This is a genomic window from Pseudomonas crudilactis (assembly GCF_013433315.1).
GTDB lineage: Bacteria > Pseudomonadota > Gammaproteobacteria > Pseudomonadales > Pseudomonadaceae > Aquipseudomonas > Aquipseudomonas crudilactis.
In genome coordinates this window covers 110,158-125,182 of sequence record NZ_WXVV01000015.1, presented here as the reverse complement: position 1 = coordinate 125,182, position 15,025 = coordinate 110,158, and the positions used below count along the sequence as shown (strand labels likewise).

16 protein-coding genes and 1 tRNA gene are annotated in these 15,025 nt (G+C 58.6%); 13 read left to right on the top strand and 4 right to left on the bottom strand.

Annotation, left to right across the window (positions count from 1 at the left end):
- Positions 1-120 precede the first annotated feature (120 nt).
- Both GTU76_RS17805 and GTU76_RS17800 read left to right on the top strand, forming a co-directional pair.
- Positions 121-375: an FAD assembly factor SdhE gene (locus GTU76_RS17805; RefSeq protein ID WP_007911418.1), complete on the top strand. Its 255-nt coding sequence runs from the start codon at positions 121-123 to the stop codon at positions 373-375.
- Positions 359-811: a protein YgfX gene (locus GTU76_RS17800; protein ID WP_016984702.1), complete on the top strand. Its 453-nt coding sequence runs from the start codon at positions 359-361 to the stop codon at positions 809-811. The genes GTU76_RS17805 and GTU76_RS17800 overlap by 17 nt, the downstream gene beginning before the upstream one ends.
- On the opposite strand, the gene nadB is transcribed toward GTU76_RS17800, so the two are convergent.
- Positions 780-2,396 carry an L-aspartate oxidase gene (gene nadB / locus GTU76_RS17795; RefSeq protein WP_016984701.1) on the bottom strand — a complete coding sequence of 539 codons (1,617 nt, stop codon included), beginning with the start codon at positions 2,394-2,396 and terminating at the stop codon, positions 780-782. The genes GTU76_RS17800 and nadB overlap by 32 nt on opposite strands.
- 558 nt (positions 2,397-2,954) lie before the next feature.
- On the opposite strand from nadB, the gene rpoE reads away from it, so the two are divergent.
- From rpoE to GTU76_RS17775, 4 genes are all read left to right on the top strand, one after another.
- On the top strand, positions 2,955-3,536 hold the full coding sequence (gene rpoE / locus GTU76_RS17790; RefSeq protein ID WP_003172477.1) for an RNA polymerase sigma factor RpoE/AlgU: 582 nt from the start codon (positions 2,955-2,957) through the stop codon (positions 3,534-3,536).
- 30 nt (positions 3,537-3,566) lie between these two features.
- A complete protein-coding gene (locus GTU76_RS17785) occupies positions 3,567-4,154 on the top strand; it encodes a sigma-E factor negative regulatory protein (RefSeq protein ID WP_007911408.1) in 588 nt (195 codons plus the stop codon).
- Between the two features lie 8 nt (positions 4,155-4,162).
- Positions 4,163-5,128, top strand: a complete 966-nt coding sequence (locus GTU76_RS17780; protein ID WP_016984700.1) for a MucB/RseB C-terminal domain-containing protein — start codon at positions 4,163-4,165, stop codon at positions 5,126-5,128.
- Between the two features lie 210 nt (positions 5,129-5,338).
- A complete protein-coding gene (locus GTU76_RS17775) occupies positions 5,339-6,772 on the top strand; it encodes a DegQ family serine endoprotease (RefSeq protein ID WP_016984699.1) in 1,434 nt (477 codons plus the stop codon).
- A gap of 82 nt (positions 6,773-6,854) precedes the next feature.
- Here GTU76_RS17775 and GTU76_RS17770 read toward each other — a convergent pair whose 3' ends face one another.
- The gene (locus GTU76_RS17770; RefSeq protein ID WP_180699212.1) at positions 6,855-8,288 is read right to left on the bottom strand and encodes a M48 family metalloprotease; all 1,434 of its coding nucleotides are present in this window, start codon (positions 8,286-8,288) and stop codon (positions 6,855-6,857) included.
- A 98-nt stretch (positions 8,289-8,386) separates the two neighbouring features.
- Here GTU76_RS17770 and GTU76_RS17765 point away from each other — a divergent pair, with 98 nt between their 5' ends.
- Positions 8,387-8,626: a sulfurtransferase TusA family protein gene (locus tag GTU76_RS17765; RefSeq protein ID WP_016984697.1), complete on the top strand. Its 240-nt coding sequence runs from the start codon at positions 8,387-8,389 to the stop codon at positions 8,624-8,626.
- Between the two features lie 32 nt (positions 8,627-8,658).
- The gene (locus GTU76_RS17760; protein WP_122600680.1) at positions 8,659-9,729 is read left to right on the top strand and encodes an AI-2E family transporter; all 1,071 of its coding nucleotides are present in this window, start codon (positions 8,659-8,661) and stop codon (positions 9,727-9,729) included.
- A gap of 138 nt (positions 9,730-9,867) precedes the next feature.
- Here the strand turns inward: GTU76_RS17760 and GTU76_RS17755 are convergent, their stop codons facing one another.
- Positions 9,868-10,341 carry a peroxiredoxin gene (locus GTU76_RS17755; protein WP_016984695.1) on the bottom strand — a complete coding sequence of 158 codons (474 nt, stop codon included), beginning with the start codon at positions 10,339-10,341 and terminating at the stop codon, positions 9,868-9,870.
- Positions 10,342-10,351: 10 nt separating this feature from the next.
- The gene (locus tag GTU76_RS17750; protein ID WP_016984694.1) at positions 10,352-10,912 is read right to left on the bottom strand and encodes a glycine cleavage system transcriptional repressor; all 561 of its coding nucleotides are present in this window, start codon (positions 10,910-10,912) and stop codon (positions 10,352-10,354) included.
- 329 nt (positions 10,913-11,241) lie between these two features.
- Here GTU76_RS17750 and dapA point away from each other — a divergent pair, with 329 nt between their 5' ends.
- From dapA to GTU76_RS17725, 5 genes are all read left to right on the top strand, one after another.
- On the top strand, positions 11,242-12,120 hold the full coding sequence (gene dapA, locus GTU76_RS17745) for a 4-hydroxy-tetrahydrodipicolinate synthase (protein WP_180699211.1): 879 nt from the start codon (positions 11,242-11,244) through the stop codon (positions 12,118-12,120).
- 17 nt (positions 12,121-12,137) lie between these two features.
- Positions 12,138-13,253, top strand: a complete 1,116-nt coding sequence (bamC, locus tag GTU76_RS17740) for an outer membrane protein assembly factor BamC (protein ID WP_016984692.1) — start codon at positions 12,138-12,140, stop codon at positions 13,251-13,253.
- A 6-nt stretch (positions 13,254-13,259) separates the two neighbouring features.
- On the top strand, positions 13,260-14,021 hold the full coding sequence (locus GTU76_RS17735) for an MBL fold metallo-hydrolase (protein ID WP_007911390.1): 762 nt from the start codon (positions 13,260-13,262) through the stop codon (positions 14,019-14,021).
- 28 nt (positions 14,022-14,049) lie between these two features.
- Positions 14,050-14,763 carry a phosphoribosylaminoimidazolesuccinocarboxamide synthase gene (purC, locus tag GTU76_RS17730; protein WP_008077821.1) on the top strand — a complete coding sequence of 238 codons (714 nt, stop codon included), beginning with the start codon at positions 14,050-14,052 and terminating at the stop codon, positions 14,761-14,763.
- Positions 14,764-14,846: 83 nt separating this feature from the next.
- A tRNA-Ser gene (locus GTU76_RS17725) sits at positions 14,847-14,936 on the top strand.
- Positions 14,937-15,025 lie beyond the last annotated feature (89 nt).

The following is a 15,025-nucleotide window of genomic DNA, read 5'->3' as shown; positions in this document are numbered from 1 at the left end:
CATCATAAGGGTGCGTCGGTGAAATGGGTAGTTGATAAAGGATCGGTGGTGCCCGACCAAAGCCGACTGTGCGACCCGCGTGGGGGCTGTATACTTGCCGGCAAATTTGAGGAGGGCCCCATGGTCGAGCAAGTTGAACTGAATCGCCTGTTTTGGCACAGCCGTCGCGGCATGCTTGAGCTTGACGTGTTGCTGGTGCCGTTCGTGCAGGAGGTTTACGCGACGTTGAACCAGGTGGATCGCGATCTGTATGTGCGTCTGCTGACGTGCGAGGATCAGGACATGTTCGGCTGGTTCATGGAGCGCAGCGAGTCTGAAGATCCGGAACTGCAGCGCATGGTTCGCATGATCCTGGACCGTGTCCAGCCCAAGTAACACGTTCGAATGCCGCTGGCATGCCTCGTGGCAGTTGCTGGCGGCGTATCTGTTGGCCCAGGCGTTCGCGCTGGGCGCATTGTTTCTGCTGTCGATTCCACTCTGGGCCAGTTTGCTTGGGGCGTTCGCGTGCCTGCTTCACGGGATTTGGGTGCTACCTCGGCAGATTCTGCTCAATCACCGTCGGGCCTTTTGCGGATTGCGCCGGGACGCCGATGGCTGGCAGTTGTGGAATCAGGCGGACGGCTGGCAGGCGGTACAGCTGCGCCCGGACAGTCTCGCGTTACCGCTGATTGTGGTGCTGAGATTCAGATTGCGCGGCGAATGGCGGGTCAGATCGATCTGCGTGCCACGGGACTCGCAAACGGCGGATCTGCACCGACGTCTGCGAGTACGACTCAAGTTCAGCCGGCGTAGGTGGGCGGCACCAGAATAGTGTCGAGCGCCTCGGGCAGCATGTCCGGATAGTCGAGGGTGTAATGCAAACCGCGACTTTCCTTGCGCTCCATGGCTGAGCAGATCATCAGTTCGGCGACCTGCGCCAGGTTGCGCAACTCGATCAGGTCGCGGCTGACTTTATAGTTGCTGTAGAACTCGTCGATCTCGTCCAGCAGCAGACGCACGCGGTGCTGCGCCCGTTGCAGGCGCTTGTTGGTGCGCACGATGCCGACGTAGTCCCACATGAACCGCCGTAACTCATCCCAGTTGTGCGCGATGATCACGTCTTCGTCGGAGTCGGTGACCTGGCTGGCGTCCCAGGCGGGCAGGGCGCTTGGCGCGGCGACGTCGTCCAGTTGCGCGAGGATGTCGGCTGCTGCCGAACGGGCATAGACGAAACATTCCAGCAGCGAGTTGCTGGCCATGCGGTTGGCGCCGTGCAGGCCGGTGAAGCTGGTTTCGCCGATGGCATACAAGCCCGGCACATCGGTGCGACCTTGTTGATCGACCATCACGCCACCGCAGGTGTAGTGCGCGGCGGGTACGACCGGAATAGGTTGTTTGGTGATGTCGATACCGAAACCGAGGCAGCGCTCATAAACAGTGGGGAAGTGCGTCTTGATGAAGTCTTCGGGCTTGTGACTGATGTCGAGATAGACGCAGTCGACACCCAGGCGCTTCATTTCATGGTCGATCGCCCGGGCGACGATGTCGCGCGGTGCCAGTTCGGCGCGTTTGTCGAAGCGATACATGAAGCGCTCGCCGTTCGGCAGCTTCAGGTGTGCGCCTTCGCCGCGCAGAGCTTCGGTAATAAGGAAGCTTTTCGCTTGTGGGTGGTACAGGCAGGTCGGGTGGAACTGGTTGAATTCCAGGTTCGCCACCCGGCAGCCGGAGCGCCAGGCCATGGCGATGCCATCACCGCAGGCGCCGTCGGGGTTGCTGGTGTAGAGGTAAACCTTGGCCGCGCCGCCGGAGGCCAGAATCACAAAACGTGCGCCGTAGGTATCGACTTCACCGGTTTTGCGGTTGAGTACGTAGGCGCCGAGGCAGCGCTCGCCTTCCATGCCTAAACGGCGTTCGGTAATCAGATCAACGGCAACCCGCTGCTCCAGCAATTCGATGTTCGAACGCTCTTTGGCCTGAGCCAGCAAGGTTTTGAAGATTGCCGCGCCGGTAGCATCGGCCGCATGGATGATGCGACGGTGGCTGTGACCGCCTTCGCGGGTCAGATGAAATTCGAATCCGCCATCTTCAGTGCCGGATTGATCGTCGCGGGTGAAGGGCACGCCTTGGTCGATCAGCCACTGGATGGCTTCGCGGCTGTGCTCCACAGTGAAACGCACGGCGTCTTCATGGCACAGACCGCCACCGGCGTTCAGGGTGTCATCAACATGGGATTCGACAGTATCAGTGTCGTCGAGCACGGCGGCGACGCCACCCTGGGCCCAGAAGGTCGAACCGTTGGCCAGATCGCCTTTACTCAAAACGGCAATGCGCAAATGACCCGGCAGGGTCAGCGCGAGACTCAAACCGGCAGCACCGCTGCCAATGACCAGAACATCGTGTTGGAATTGTTGGCTCATTACAGGATTCCGCTCAAAGCGACCCGGGTCGGGGGTGGCGCAAGACAGCTGGATCGGCGAGTCAAGACAGCCACACAGCCCACTAGTATATAGAGGGGTGGGGCGGCACAATAGCCGAGCCGACATGGCATTGTGAAACTACTGCGTAGGAAAAAACCGCGTGCTTCGTCGGAAGTTTTTTTCACCCTTTTGGGTAGAACACGACTGTATCGGCGCTGAAACAGGATTTTTCTGCCCTGGGTTGCCCAATGTCCGGGCGGTGCGGCTATAAATAATTGGAACTTTTGCCAAAGGCCCAAGATCAATAGTCGGTGCCAGAAACAAGGGACGTGTCGGCTTCAGTGCGGAATCTGCGGTTGGATTCCTGCCCGGCGAAACCGATAACAAGATTATTCGCGCAGCCGGTTTATCCCGCGCTGCGTTTTTCGTGCGTGCCAAATCAGAGCCCGCAGGAAACTTGCCTGGAGGGGGAGAACTTTTGCGAAAAGCCCGAGTCTATGTTTGCAAGTCTGGTCGTTTAGTTATGCAAGTCTCCTTCGGGCTTATCGAGGAGTGTTCATGCTAACCCAGGAAGAGGATCAGCAGCTGGTCGAGCGCGTTCAGCGCGGCGACAAGCGAGCTTTCGATCTGTTGGTGCTGAAGTATCAGCACAAGATTCTCGGGTTGATCGTGCGTTTTGTGCACGACACCCATGAAGCCCAGGACGTGGCTCAGGAAGCCTTTATCAAGGCGTATCGAGCACTTGGAAACTTTCGCGGCGACAGTGCGTTTTATACGTGGCTGTACCGTATTGCCATTAACACGGCAAAGAATTACCTGGTTTCACGCGGCCGCCGGCCGCCGGATAGCGATGTAAGTTCCGAGGATGCAGAGTTCTACGATGGCGATCACGGCCTCAAGGATCTCGAGTCACCAGAACGGGCACTGCTGCGGGATGAGATCGAAGGCACCGTCCATCGAACCATTCAGCAACTGCCAGAGGATTTGCGTACGGCTTTAACTTTACGTGAATTCGATGGTCTGAGTTACGAGGACATTGCGAGCGTCATGCAATGTCCGGTGGGTACCGTGCGCTCCCGGATTTTCCGCGCTCGGGAGGCCATCGATAAAGCCCTGCAGCCGTTGTTGCAGGAAAACTGAGACAGCGGCGACAGCCAAGAGAGGAACGCCATGAGTCGTGAAGCCCTGCAGGAATCGCTGTCCGCAGTGATGGATAACGAAGCGGACGAACTGGAATTGCGTCGAGTGCTCAATGCACTGGACGACGTAGAAACCCGTGAGACCTGGGCTCGTTACCAGATCGCTCGGGCAGCCATGCACAAGGATCTGCTGCTTCCGCGTCTGGATATCGCTGCGGCAGTATCTGCTGCACTGGAAGACGAAACGGCTCCGGCCAAAGTATCTCGCAGCCCATGGCGCAACCTCGGTCGCCTGGCTGTTGCGGCCTCGGTGACTGTTGCCGTTCTGGCTGGTGTTCGCCTGTACAACCAGGACGAAATCGCTGGCGTCGAACTGGCTCAGCAATCCAATCAGCCAACCCTGGCGACCCCACAGGTCAAAGGTCCGGCTGTTCTGGCAGGCTATAGCGAGAGTTCGGAAGCCACTGGCCCGATGGCTAACGGCGTACTGCAAGGTCAGCCAGGCTGGCACGATCAGCGTCTGCCAGGTTACTTGCGCCAGCATGCTCAACAGGCTGCACTGAAAGGTACTGAAAGCGCGTTGCCTTACGCACGTGCTGCAAGTTTGGAAAACCGTTAAGGAGGATCATGCGCGCCATACCTCTACTTTCGCTTCTGCTAAGCGGCTGGTTCATTGTTCCAGCCCACGCTGATGAGGCCCAGGACTGGTTGACCCGTCTGGGCCAGGCCGAGCAGCAGCAAAGCTTTCACGGCACATTCGTTTACGAGCGTAACGGTAGCTTTTCTACCCATAACATCTGGCATCGCGTCCAGAATGGCCAGGTCCGCGAGCGTTTACTCCAGCTCGACGGCTCTGCGCAGGAAGTCGTGCGCATTGATGGACACACTCAATGCGTCAGCGGCACCCTGATTGCCGGGCTGGGGGATTCTCCCAACTCAGCCGCTCGTCCTCTCGATCCGCAAAAGCTGAAAAACTGGTATGACCTTGCCGTCATTGGCAAATCGCGCGTGGCTGGGCGAGACGCGGTGATTGTATCGCTGACGCCTCGCGACCAGCATCGCTACGGTTTTGAGCTGCACCTGGACAAGAAAACGGGCTTGCCTTTGAAGTCATTACTGTTGAACGACAAGGGGCAGTTGCTCGAACGCTTCCAGTTCACCAGTCTCGATACTGACGAAGTCCCGTCGGACAAAGATTTGCAGGCCGATGCCGACTGTAAAGCGATTACGCTCGACAGCGACAAGGCTTCGGCCGTCAAGACCGCTCAGGTCTGGCATTCTGAATGGCTGCCGCCGGGTTTTGAATTGACCAGCAGCACCTCGCACAAAGATCCGGAAACCAAGACTCAGGTCAACAGCTTGCTGTATGACGATGGTCTGGCGCGTTTCTCGGTGTTCCTCGAGCCGTTGAACGGTGCAACAGTGACCGATACGCGGACTCAACTTGGCCCGACCGTTGCCGTTTCTCGTCGCCTGACTACCCCCGACGGCGAAATGATGGTCACGGTGGTTGGCGAGATTCCGATTGGCACCGCCGAACGAATTGCTCTGTCGATGCGTAATACCGATGGCGCTGCAACCAGCAAGCAGTGAGCTGATTTCAGTCATTACCACTTCTTCGTCGAGACGTAGATGAAATGTTTGCTGAGCATTTTCATTTGCAAATACCCCGAAAATTTTTTATAGGTCAGAGCCTCACGGCTCTGGCCTTGTTTGTTGTTGCCGGAACAAAAATGCCGGTCGGTGGTTTACGGTGTTCCTTGCTCCATATCGCTTAACCCTGCTCGTCGTAACGGGAGCTGTATGTCGATACCAAGTTTGAAATCTTATCTCTCCATTTTCGCCACTGTGCTGTTGCTCGGTCAGGCGGTGCCTGCTGCGCAAGCGGCCGATCTGCCTGACTTCACCCAATTGGTCGAACAAGCTTCGCCAGCCGTGGTGAACATCAGTACCACGCAGAAACTGCCGGATCGCAAAGTGAACCAGCAGATGCCTGACCTGGAAGGCCTGCCGCCGATGCTGCGCGAGTTCTTCGAACGTGGCATGCCGCCTCAGCAGCGCTCGCCGGGCGGTGGTGGTCGGCAGCGTGAAGCGCAGTCGCTGGGTTCGGGCTTCATCATTTCTCCGGACGGTTACATCCTCACCAACAATCATGTGATTGCCGATGCCGACGAAATCCTCGTCCGCCTCGCCGACCGCAGCGAAATGAAAGCCAAACTGATCGGCACCGACCCGCGCTCCGACGTGGCTTTGCTGAAAATTGAAGGCAAAGATCTGCCGGTGCTCAAACTCGGCAAATCCCAGGACCTGAAAGCCGGTCAGTGGGTCGTGGCAATCGGTTCGCCATTCGGTTTTGACCATACTGTGACTCAGGGCATCGTCAGTGCTGTCGGCCGCAGTCTGCCAAACGAAAACTACGTGCCGTTCATCCAGACTGACGTGCCGATCAACCCGGGTAACTCCGGTGGCCCGCTGTTTAATCTGAACGGCGAAGTGGTCGGTATCAATTCACAGATCTACACCCGTTCCGGCGGCTTCATGGGCGTGTCGTTCGCGATCCCGATCGATGTGGCGATGGACGTTTCCAATCAGTTGAAGAGCGGTGGCAAGGTCAGTCGTGGCTGGCTGGGCGTAGTCATCCAGGAAGTGAACAAGGATCTCGCCGAGTCGTTCGGTCTGGATAAACCGGCCGGCGCGCTGGTTGCGCAGATTCAGGATGACGGCCCGGCAGCGAAGGGTGGCCTGCAAGTTGGTGACGTGATCCTGAGCATGAACGGCCAGCCGATCGTCATGTCTGCTGACCTGCCACATCTGGTCGGCGCACTGAAAGCTGGCGCCAAAGCCAATCTGGAAGTGATTCGTGAAGGCAAGCGCAAGAACGTCGAGCTGACCGTCGGCGCCATCCCGGACGAAGACAAAGAGCTGGATGCACTGCCGAAGTCCGGTACTGAAAGCACCAGCAATCGCCTCGGTGTTTCGGTAGGCGAACTGACTGCCGAGCAGAAGAAAACCTACGACCTCAAAGGTGGTGTGGTGATCAAGGAAGTGCAGGACGGTCCTGCGGCGTTGATCGGTCTGCAGCCAGGTGACGTGATCACGCACCTGAACAACCAGGCCATCGGTTCCAGCAAGGAGTTCGGCGAGATCGCCAAAGCGCTGCCGAAGAATCGTTCGGTGTCGATGCGCGTACTGCGTCAAGGTCGTGCCAGCTTCATCACCTTCAAGCTCGCTGAATAATCCAGCGCTAAGGTAAAAAAGAAACCGCCTCGAAAGAGGCGGTTTTTTTATGCCTGAAGCTTTTGTCTGGACGGCAGGAGGCTTAGCCCATCATGTCCTTGACCATCCGCTCCTGTTCCATCAGCTCACGCTGGCGGGCATCGATGCGTGAAGACAGCGGGAAGTTGCTGCCCGCCTTGCGCTTGGCAAAATCGAGTTGCTGGATCGCCTGGCGATAATCGCCAACCAGCGCGAAATACTCGGCCCGCGCCTGGTGCAGGCCAATGATGTTCCCCGACAAGCCACGGGTTTCGGCAACCTGATACCAGACATCCGGATCATCCGGGCGGGATTTGAGTAACGCTTCCAGCGCCTTCTCGGCATCCGGCGCGCGATTCTGTTTCAGCAGCAGATCCACTCGAACCTGATTCAGCGGATAGTTGCCCGGATACTGTGTAAGCAACCGGTCCACACGGGACTGTGCATCCGGCAAACGATTATTGGTGATGTCCAGATCGACCTGGGCAAGGTTGTAGATGATTTCGTTCGGCGACGTCGCCAACAATTGCTTGAGGTTCTCACGCGCCTCATTCAATTGGCCGCCCTTGATCTGCGCAATCGCCAGACCGTAGCGCGCCACGTCGTTTTTCGGATTTTCATCCAGTTGCGCACGGAAGCGCTTGGCGCCCAGGCCGGGAGTTTCTTCGTAAATCAGTTGCACGCGTGCGCGGATCAACTGATAGCGCTTGGAGTCTTCGATACCGCCAGGTTTGGCCTGCTCGGCACGGTTGCGGGTGTCGGCAATACGCGATTCGGTGACCGGGTGAGTCAGCAGGAATTCCGGGGGCTTGGCGTCGAAACGATACTGACGCATCAGACGTTCGAACATGGTCGGCATTGAGCGTGGGTCGTACCCGGCCTTTTCCAGATTGAGGATGCCAATGCGGTCGGCTTCCTGCTCATTTTGCCGGGAGAAGGTCCGTTGCGACTGAATCGCCGCCGCCTGGGTACCGGCGATGGTCGCGATCCCGGCGTCGCCGCCGCCGGCCGCGGCAATAACGATCCCGGCCAACAAAGCCGCCATCATCGGCACCTGCATCCGCTGCGAAGCCTCTACACCGCGAGCGAAGTGGCGTTGCGACAAATGCGCCAATTCGTGCGCGAGTACCGAAGCGTATTCACCTTCGGTCTGCGCATTGAGAAACAGACCGCCGTTGACCCCGACCACGCCACCTGGCGCCGCGAAGGCGTTGAGCTGCGGGCTGTTGATCAGAATGAATTCAAGGCGCCGGTCAGTGACCTGGCTGGTCTCCACCAGCTTGTACACGCTGGATTCGACGTAGTCCTTGAGCTGCGGATCGTTGAGCTGTGAAACCTGGCTACGCAACATCGCCAGCCAGGCGCGGCCGAGCTGATATTCCTGTTGCGGCGAGACAATGGCAGAACTGGCGTCGCCGAGTGACGGCAGATCGTCGGCAAAGCCTGGTGAGGCGAGCAGGCAAGCGAGCGTCAGCAGGGTAGGGCGCAGAAAAGTCATGCACAAAGCCTTAGAAGACAAAGACCTTACTGTAGCCGGACACCGGAGCCGCGACCAGATATTCTAGGCAGCTCGACGACCCGAACCGGAGTGACGCAATGACTGACGCTGTAGCCCATGACGCGGAACTGGACGCCAGTGGCCTGAATTGTCCGTTGCCGTTGCTCAAGGCAAAAATGGAACTCAACAAGCTCGAGAGTGGCGCCGTTCTCAAGGTGATCGCTACCGACGCGGGCTCGCAGCGCGACTTTCGCACCTTTGCCAGGTTGGCCGGTCATACCCTGCTGCGCGAAGAAGACGAAGCAGGCGTTTACCGTTACTGGTTGAAAAAGGCCTGAAACCGACAGCGTAAAAGACCTAAGGATTATTGATGTTCAAAGTGTTACGCGACTGGATTCAGCGCTACTTCTCCGATGAAGAAGCTGTAGTGCTGGCGGTGCTGCTGTTTCTCGCCTTCACCGCGGTTCTCACCCTCGGCGGTATGCTCGCGCCGGTGCTGGCGGGGATGGTGCTGGCGTATCTGATGCAGGGGCTGGTGGTCACGCTGGAACGCCTGCGCGTGCCGGGTGGTGTGGCGGTGGGGCTGGTGTTTGCACTGTTCATGGGCGTGTTGATGCTGTTTATCGTCGTGGTGCTGCCGTTGCTCTGGCATCAGTTGATCACCCTGTTCAATGAACTGCCGGGCATGCTCGCCAAGTGGCAATCGCTGCTGCTGTTGCTGCCGGAACGTTATCCGCATCTGGTGTCCGATGAGCAGGTGTTGCAGGCGATCGAGGCGGCGCGTGGCGAGATCGGCAAGTTCGGCCAGTGGGCGCTGACGTTCTCGCTGTCGAGTCTGCCGCTGCTGGTGAACATCATGATCTATCTGGTGCTGGTGCCGATTCTGGTGTTTTTCTTCCTCAAGGACCGGGTCATGATCGGCGAATGGGTGCGTGGCTACTTGCCGCGTGAGCGTGCGTTGATCACCCGGGTTGCGCAGGAAATGAACCGGCAGATTGCCAACTACATTCGCGGCAAGGTCATCGAGATCGTGATTTGTGGTGGCGTGACCTACATCGCATTTGTGGCGCTCGGATTGAATTATGCGGCGCTGCTGGCGTTGCTGGTCGGTGTGTCGGTGGTGGTGCCGTACGTTGGCGCGGTGGTGGTGACCGTGCCGGTGCTGTTGATCGCGCTGTTTCAGTGGGGCTGGAGTGATCAGTTCATCTATCTGATGGCGGTCTACGGGATCATCCAGACACTGGATGGCAATGTGCTGGTGCCGCTGTTGTTCTCGGAGGCGGTCAATTTGCACCCGGTGGCAATCATCTGTGCGGTGCTGTTGTTTGGCGGGTTGTGGGGATTTTGGGGCGTGTTCTTTGCGATCCCGCTGGCGACCCTGTTCAAGGCAGTGCTGGATGCGTGGCCGCGCAAGGAGCCGGTGGTGGCGCCGCTGCTCTAGTGGTTGATCCAGATTATTCGGTGAAGTCAGGGCCCATTCGCGAGCAAGCTCGCTCCCACACTGGATCTGTGGCGTTCACAAGTCCAATGTGGGAGCGAGCTTGCTCGCGAAGGCGTCAATGAGGGCGACGCAAAGCCATCAGGCTTTATTCAAGTCCTGCGCAGCTGCCAAAACAGCATCCACATGCCCGGGCACTTTCACACCGCGCCATTCCTGACGCAGCACTCCGTCCTTATCAATCAGGAACGTGCTGCGATCAACGCCCAGGTATTCCTTGCCGTACAGCTTCTTCAGCTTGATCACGTCGAACAGCTGGCAAACGGCCTCGTCCTTGTCGCTGATCAGCTCGAACGGAAACTCCTGCTTGCACTTGAAGTTCTCGTGGGACTTCAGGCTGTCGCGTGAGATACCGAAAATCTCCGTGTTGGCAGCCTTGAACGCGGTGTATTGATCGCGAAAACCCTGGCCTTCGGTGGTGCAGCCCGGGGTGCTGTCCTTCGGGTAGAAGTAAATCACCACTTGCTTGCCCTTCAAGGCAGACAGGCTGATGGTTTGCCCGCTAGTGGCAGGTGCTTCGAAATCCGCAACAGGTTGGTCGATGACAACGGCCATGAAAGCTTCCTTACATTGGGTTCTGTGGGCGCCAAGGCTCGATCAGGGCATCCAGGTTCATCGCGTCAGCAAAATCGAGGAACTGATCGCGCAGCCAGCTGATCTGGGTGCCGGCTGGCAGCGTCACGGTGAACGTGGCGTTGAGCATGGTGCCGCCGGTCTGTGGCGCCTGATAGGTGTCGCAGGTCAGGTTTTCCAGTTCGACGTTGTGATCCATGAAGAACTGGCACAGCTCATTGATGATGTCCGGACGATAAGCCGAACTGACGTAAGCCACGTAAGGCAACGCCTGCGGACGATTTTCCAGTGCCGCACTACGCACGACGTTGACGGTGAAGGCGTGCTTCTTGGCAAGACCCGACAGGCTGCCTTCCAGGCGCGCAAGAGCGTCCCAGCTGCCAGAGATCTCGAGGATCAGCGCGCTGCACTCGCCGTGGCGGGTCAGGCGGGACGTAACCACGGCGCAGCGATTTTCATGGCTGGCGCGGCACAGGACGTTAGTCAGCTCCATGGGGTTGGCGCCGAGGGCACTGATGACAAGGAATTGTTCGCGAACTGTGGGGGTGGACATGCAGCATTCCTAAAGCGATGAGCGGTCGGTAGGTTACGGACGCTGGCGGCCGGGGCCTGCCTGTTCTGGCTGTCCATTGCGATAGACCCGGCAAGCGCTCGCGGCTCGCTCCACTATAGCGGGAGCGCGTCGATGCGACGCAGGAACGGGGTCTGGGAGGCCGAAAAGGGAGGCTGGAACCCGACGTACAAGCTGATCGGTACCGATCAAAGTCTGAAGGGTAGCGAAAAGCGGCGCCAAGGGGAATGGCGGCAGCGCAGTACTTCGCTTGTGCAAGCATCTTGGCGCCAGTACCATTACCGCTCTCTTTTTCCGGCAGGAGCGGTTTCATGATTGCGGGCAGTATGGTGGCACTGGTCACTCCCATGGATGCACAAGGGCGTCTTGACTGGGACAGCCTCAGCAAACTCGTGGACTTCCATCTCAAGAACGGCACCCATGCCATTGTCGCGGTCGGTACTACCGGCGAGTCGGCAACCCTTGATGTAGAAGAGCACATCGCCGTCATCAAGGCCGTGGTCAAACAGGTTGCCGGGCGTATTCCGGTCATCGCCGGCACTGGCGCCAACTCGACCCGCGAAGCCGTCGAGCTGACCCGCAACGCCAAAGAAGCCGGCGCCGATGCCTGCCTGCTGGTCGTTCCGTACTACAACAAGCCGACTCAGGAAGGCCTGTACCAGCATTTCAAACACATCGCCGAGTCTGTCGACATTCCGCAGATTCTCTACAACGTTCCTGGCCGCACATCGTGTGACATGCAGGCCGAGACCGTGATTCGCCTGTCCACCGTGCCGAACATCATCGGCATCAAGGAAGCCACCGGCGACCTGAAACGCGCCAAGGCGATCATCGATGGTGTGAGCAAGGATTTCATCGTGCTGTCCGGCGATGATCCGACCGCCGTTGAGCTGATCTTGCTGGGCGGTAAAGGCAACATCTCCGTGACCGCCAACGTCGCGCCGCGCGAAATGGCCGACCTGTGCGAGGCCGCGCTGAAAGGCGACGCCGACACCGCACGGGCGATCAACGAAAAACTGATGCCACTGCACAAAGACCTGTTCATCGAAGCCAACCCGATTCCGGTGAAGTGGGCTTTGGTTGAAATGGGCCTGATGCACGAAGGCATCCGCCTGCCACTGACCTGGCTGAGCACACCTTGTCACGAAACGCTTCGCACGGCCCTGCGCCAGTGCAGCGTCCTGGTTTAATTGAGGAAGTACAACGCATGAAGCGAATGGCCGGACTTTCCGCACTTGCCTTGATTATCTCCAGCACCAGCGGCTGCGGATGGGTCTGGGGGCCGGAAGGTTATTTCCGCGACCGTGGTAGCGATTACCTGCAAGCGCAACAGACTGCACCGATGCAACTGCCGCCGGAAGTCAGCACTTCCAAGCGTCTGGATCCGCTGTTGCCGATCCCGCGTAACGTTGCTGATGACACCGAGAAGGGCGAATACATTGTGCCGCGTCCTCAGCCGCTGTCGGCCGTTGCCGATGCCAGCGATTACTCGCTGCAGAAGAGCGGTGATTCGCGTTGGGTCGTGGCCCAGCATCCGCCGGCCGAAGTCTGGCCAGTGGCGGTGCAGTTCTTCCAGGACAACGGTTTCCGTCTGGACGAGCAGCGCCCGCAAACCGGCGAATTCACCACCACTTGGCAGCATTCCGATGAACTGTCCGCGTCCATGGCCAAGCGCCTGAGCGCAGCCGGCATTGCCAGTGACAGCGAAACCCGTGTGCGTGTGCGTATCGAGCCGGGCGTGCAGCGCAACACCAGTGAAATCTACGTGGTCAGCGCCGAGCGTCCTGCCGGCAGCACCGCCGACGTCGCCTTCACCAACCGTTCGGTCAACACTGGCCTGGACGCAGCACTGGTCGACGACATGCTCGCAAGCATGAGCCGGATCTCCGAGAAGGGCGGTTCGGTGTCGATGCTGGCCTCGCGTGATTTCGACACGCCAAGCCGTGTCAGCCTCAGCGAAGACGGCAGCGGTAACCCGGTGTTGAACGTCGGTACCGATCTTGATCGTGCCTGGTCGAGCGTTGGCCGCGCGCTGGAACAAGGCGAATGGCGCGTTGAAGACATCAACCGCAGCCTCGGCCTGTACTACATCAACCTGGCCGAAAAAGCCGAGAAGAAAGACGACAAGCCTGGTTTCTTCAGCAGCCTGTTCGGCAGTGCGCCGAGCAAGGAAGAAGTTGAAGCCCGTGCCGAGCGTTATCAGGTTCGCCTGAGCAAGGTTGGCGAGAACATTCAGGTGACCGTCGAGAAAAACATCAACACCGTCGCGCCGGCTGAAGTGGCACGCAAAGTGTTGAGCGTGATTCAGGACAACCTGGGCTGATCAACCATGCGTTTTGCCGTTCTCGGCAGCGGTAGCCAAGGGAACGGCACGCTGATCGCCAGTGCTGATACGTACGTGCTGGTGGATTGTGGTTTTTCCCTGCGGGAAACCGAAAAACGCCTGTTGCGCCTGGGTGTGAACCCGGCGCAACTGAGCGCGATACTCGTAACCCACGAACATGCCGACCACGTGCATGGCGTGGGTTTGCTGTCTCGGCGCTACAATCTACCGGTCTACCTCAGTCGCGGCACACTGCGCGGGATGCGCAAACCGATTGAACCCGCAGGCTTCCTGGCCGGCGGCGAGCAACTGCAGATCGGTGCACTGAACATCGGGGTCATTGCCGTGGCTCATGATGCGCAGGAACCGACCCAGTATGTCTTCAGTGATCACGAGCAGCGGCGCTTCGGCCTGCTGACCGACCTGGGTTCCTACTGCGAGCGGGTGCTGGACGGTTATCGGGACCTCGATGCGTTGATGATCGAGTCCAACCATTGTCGCGACATGCTGGCCCGTGGTCATTACCCGTACTTTCTCAAGCAGCGGGTGGGCGGCGAGCTGGGGCATTTGAACAACCATCAGGCGGCATTCCTGGTGTCGGAGTTGGGCTGGCAGGGCTTGCAACACCTGGTCCTGGCCCATCTGAGCAGCAAGAACAACCTGCCGCAGCTGGCCCGGCAATGTTTTGTCGACACCCTCGGGTGCGACCCGGACTGGCTGCAACTGGCCGATCAAGATTCAGGGCTCGACTGGCGCCACATCGCCTAGCCCACCTACTTAGCAAGCGGAGCCCATCATGGAAAAACGTGAAGAACTCTACCGCGGCAAAGCCAAATCGGTTTACAAGACCGACGACGCTGACCGCTTGATCCTGCTGTTTCGCAACGACACCTCGGCGTTCGACGGCAAGCGCATCGAGCAGCTCGACCGCAAAGGCATGGTCAACAACAAGTTCAACGCCTTCATCATGCAGAAACTCGAAGCGGCCGGCATCCCGACCCAATTCGACAAACTGCTGGCCGACAACGAAGTCCTGGTCAAGAAGCTGGACATGATCCCGGTCGAGTGCGTCGTGCGTAACTACGCCGCCGGCAGCCTGGTCAAGCGTCTGGGTGTGGAAGAAGGCCTGAAGCTCAACCCTTACACCTTCGAACTGTTCCTGAAGGACGATGCCAAGGGCGACCCGTTCATCAACGAATCCCACGTCGTGGCGTTCGGTTGGGGCACTGCCGAGCAACTGGTTCGCATGAAAGAACTGTCGCTCAAGGTCAACGAAGTGCTGACCAAGCTGTTTGACGACGCCGGCCTGCTGCTGGTCGACTTCAAGCTTGAATTCGGCGTGTTCAGCGACGGCTCGATCGTCCTCGGTGACGAGTTCAGCCCGGACGGCTGCCGTCTGTGGGACAAGGACACCAAGAAGAAGATGGACAAAGACCGCTTCCGTCAGGGCCTCGGTGACGTCATCGAAGCCTACGAAGAAGTCGCCAATCGTCTGGGTGTACCGCTTTAATCGACGCAAGCATCTGATAGCACGAAGAAATTTTCGAAAGAGGGTTTGCTTTCGGTAAAAGTGTTGTTATGATGCGCGCCGTTGGAGAGATGCCAGAGTGGCCGAATGGGACGGATTCGAAATCCGTTGTACCTTCACCGGTACCTAGGGTTCGAATCCCTATCTCTCCGCCATTATTGAACAAGACGAAGCCCCCGTAATCATTGCTGATTACGGGGGCTTTTTCGTTTCCGGGCTTTCGGCCAGGGGCGTGTTCAGCGAG

What these genes read in the sequence shown, in the direction of transcription:
- GTU76_RS17805 (WP_007911418.1), top strand. Translation starts at nt 121, where the DNA reads ATGGTCGAGCAAGTTGAACTGAATCGCCTGTTTTGGCACAGCCGTCGC.
- nadB (WP_016984701.1), bottom strand. Translation starts at nt 2,396, where the DNA reads ATGAGCCAACAATTCCAACACGATGTTCTGGTCATTGGCAGCGGTGCT.
- rpoE (WP_003172477.1), top strand. Translation starts at nt 2,955, where the DNA reads ATGCTAACCCAGGAAGAGGATCAGCAGCTGGTCGAGCGCGTTCAGCGC.
- GTU76_RS17785 (WP_007911408.1), top strand. Translation starts at nt 3,567, where the DNA reads ATGAGTCGTGAAGCCCTGCAGGAATCGCTGTCCGCAGTGATGGATAAC.
- GTU76_RS17780 (WP_016984700.1), top strand. Translation starts at nt 4,163, where the DNA reads ATGCGCGCCATACCTCTACTTTCGCTTCTGCTAAGCGGCTGGTTCATT.
- GTU76_RS17775 (WP_016984699.1), top strand. Translation starts at nt 5,339, where the DNA reads ATGTCGATACCAAGTTTGAAATCTTATCTCTCCATTTTCGCCACTGTG.
- GTU76_RS17770 (WP_180699212.1), bottom strand. Translation starts at nt 8,288, where the DNA reads ATGACTTTTCTGCGCCCTACCCTGCTGACGCTCGCTTGCCTGCTCGCC.
- GTU76_RS17765 (WP_016984697.1), top strand. Translation starts at nt 8,387, where the DNA reads ATGACTGACGCTGTAGCCCATGACGCGGAACTGGACGCCAGTGGCCTG.
- GTU76_RS17760 (WP_122600680.1), top strand. Translation starts at nt 8,659, where the DNA reads ATGTTCAAAGTGTTACGCGACTGGATTCAGCGCTACTTCTCCGATGAA.
- GTU76_RS17755 (WP_016984695.1), bottom strand. Translation starts at nt 10,341, where the DNA reads ATGGCCGTTGTCATCGACCAACCTGTTGCGGATTTCGAAGCACCTGCC.
- GTU76_RS17750 (WP_016984694.1), bottom strand. Translation starts at nt 10,912, where the DNA reads ATGTCCACCCCCACAGTTCGCGAACAATTCCTTGTCATCAGTGCCCTC.
- dapA (WP_180699211.1), top strand. Translation starts at nt 11,242, where the DNA reads ATGATTGCGGGCAGTATGGTGGCACTGGTCACTCCCATGGATGCACAA.
- bamC (WP_016984692.1), top strand. Translation starts at nt 12,138, where the DNA reads ATGAAGCGAATGGCCGGACTTTCCGCACTTGCCTTGATTATCTCCAGC.
- GTU76_RS17735 (WP_007911390.1), top strand. Translation starts at nt 13,260, where the DNA reads ATGCGTTTTGCCGTTCTCGGCAGCGGTAGCCAAGGGAACGGCACGCTG.
- purC (WP_008077821.1), top strand. Translation starts at nt 14,050, where the DNA reads ATGGAAAAACGTGAAGAACTCTACCGCGGCAAAGCCAAATCGGTTTAC.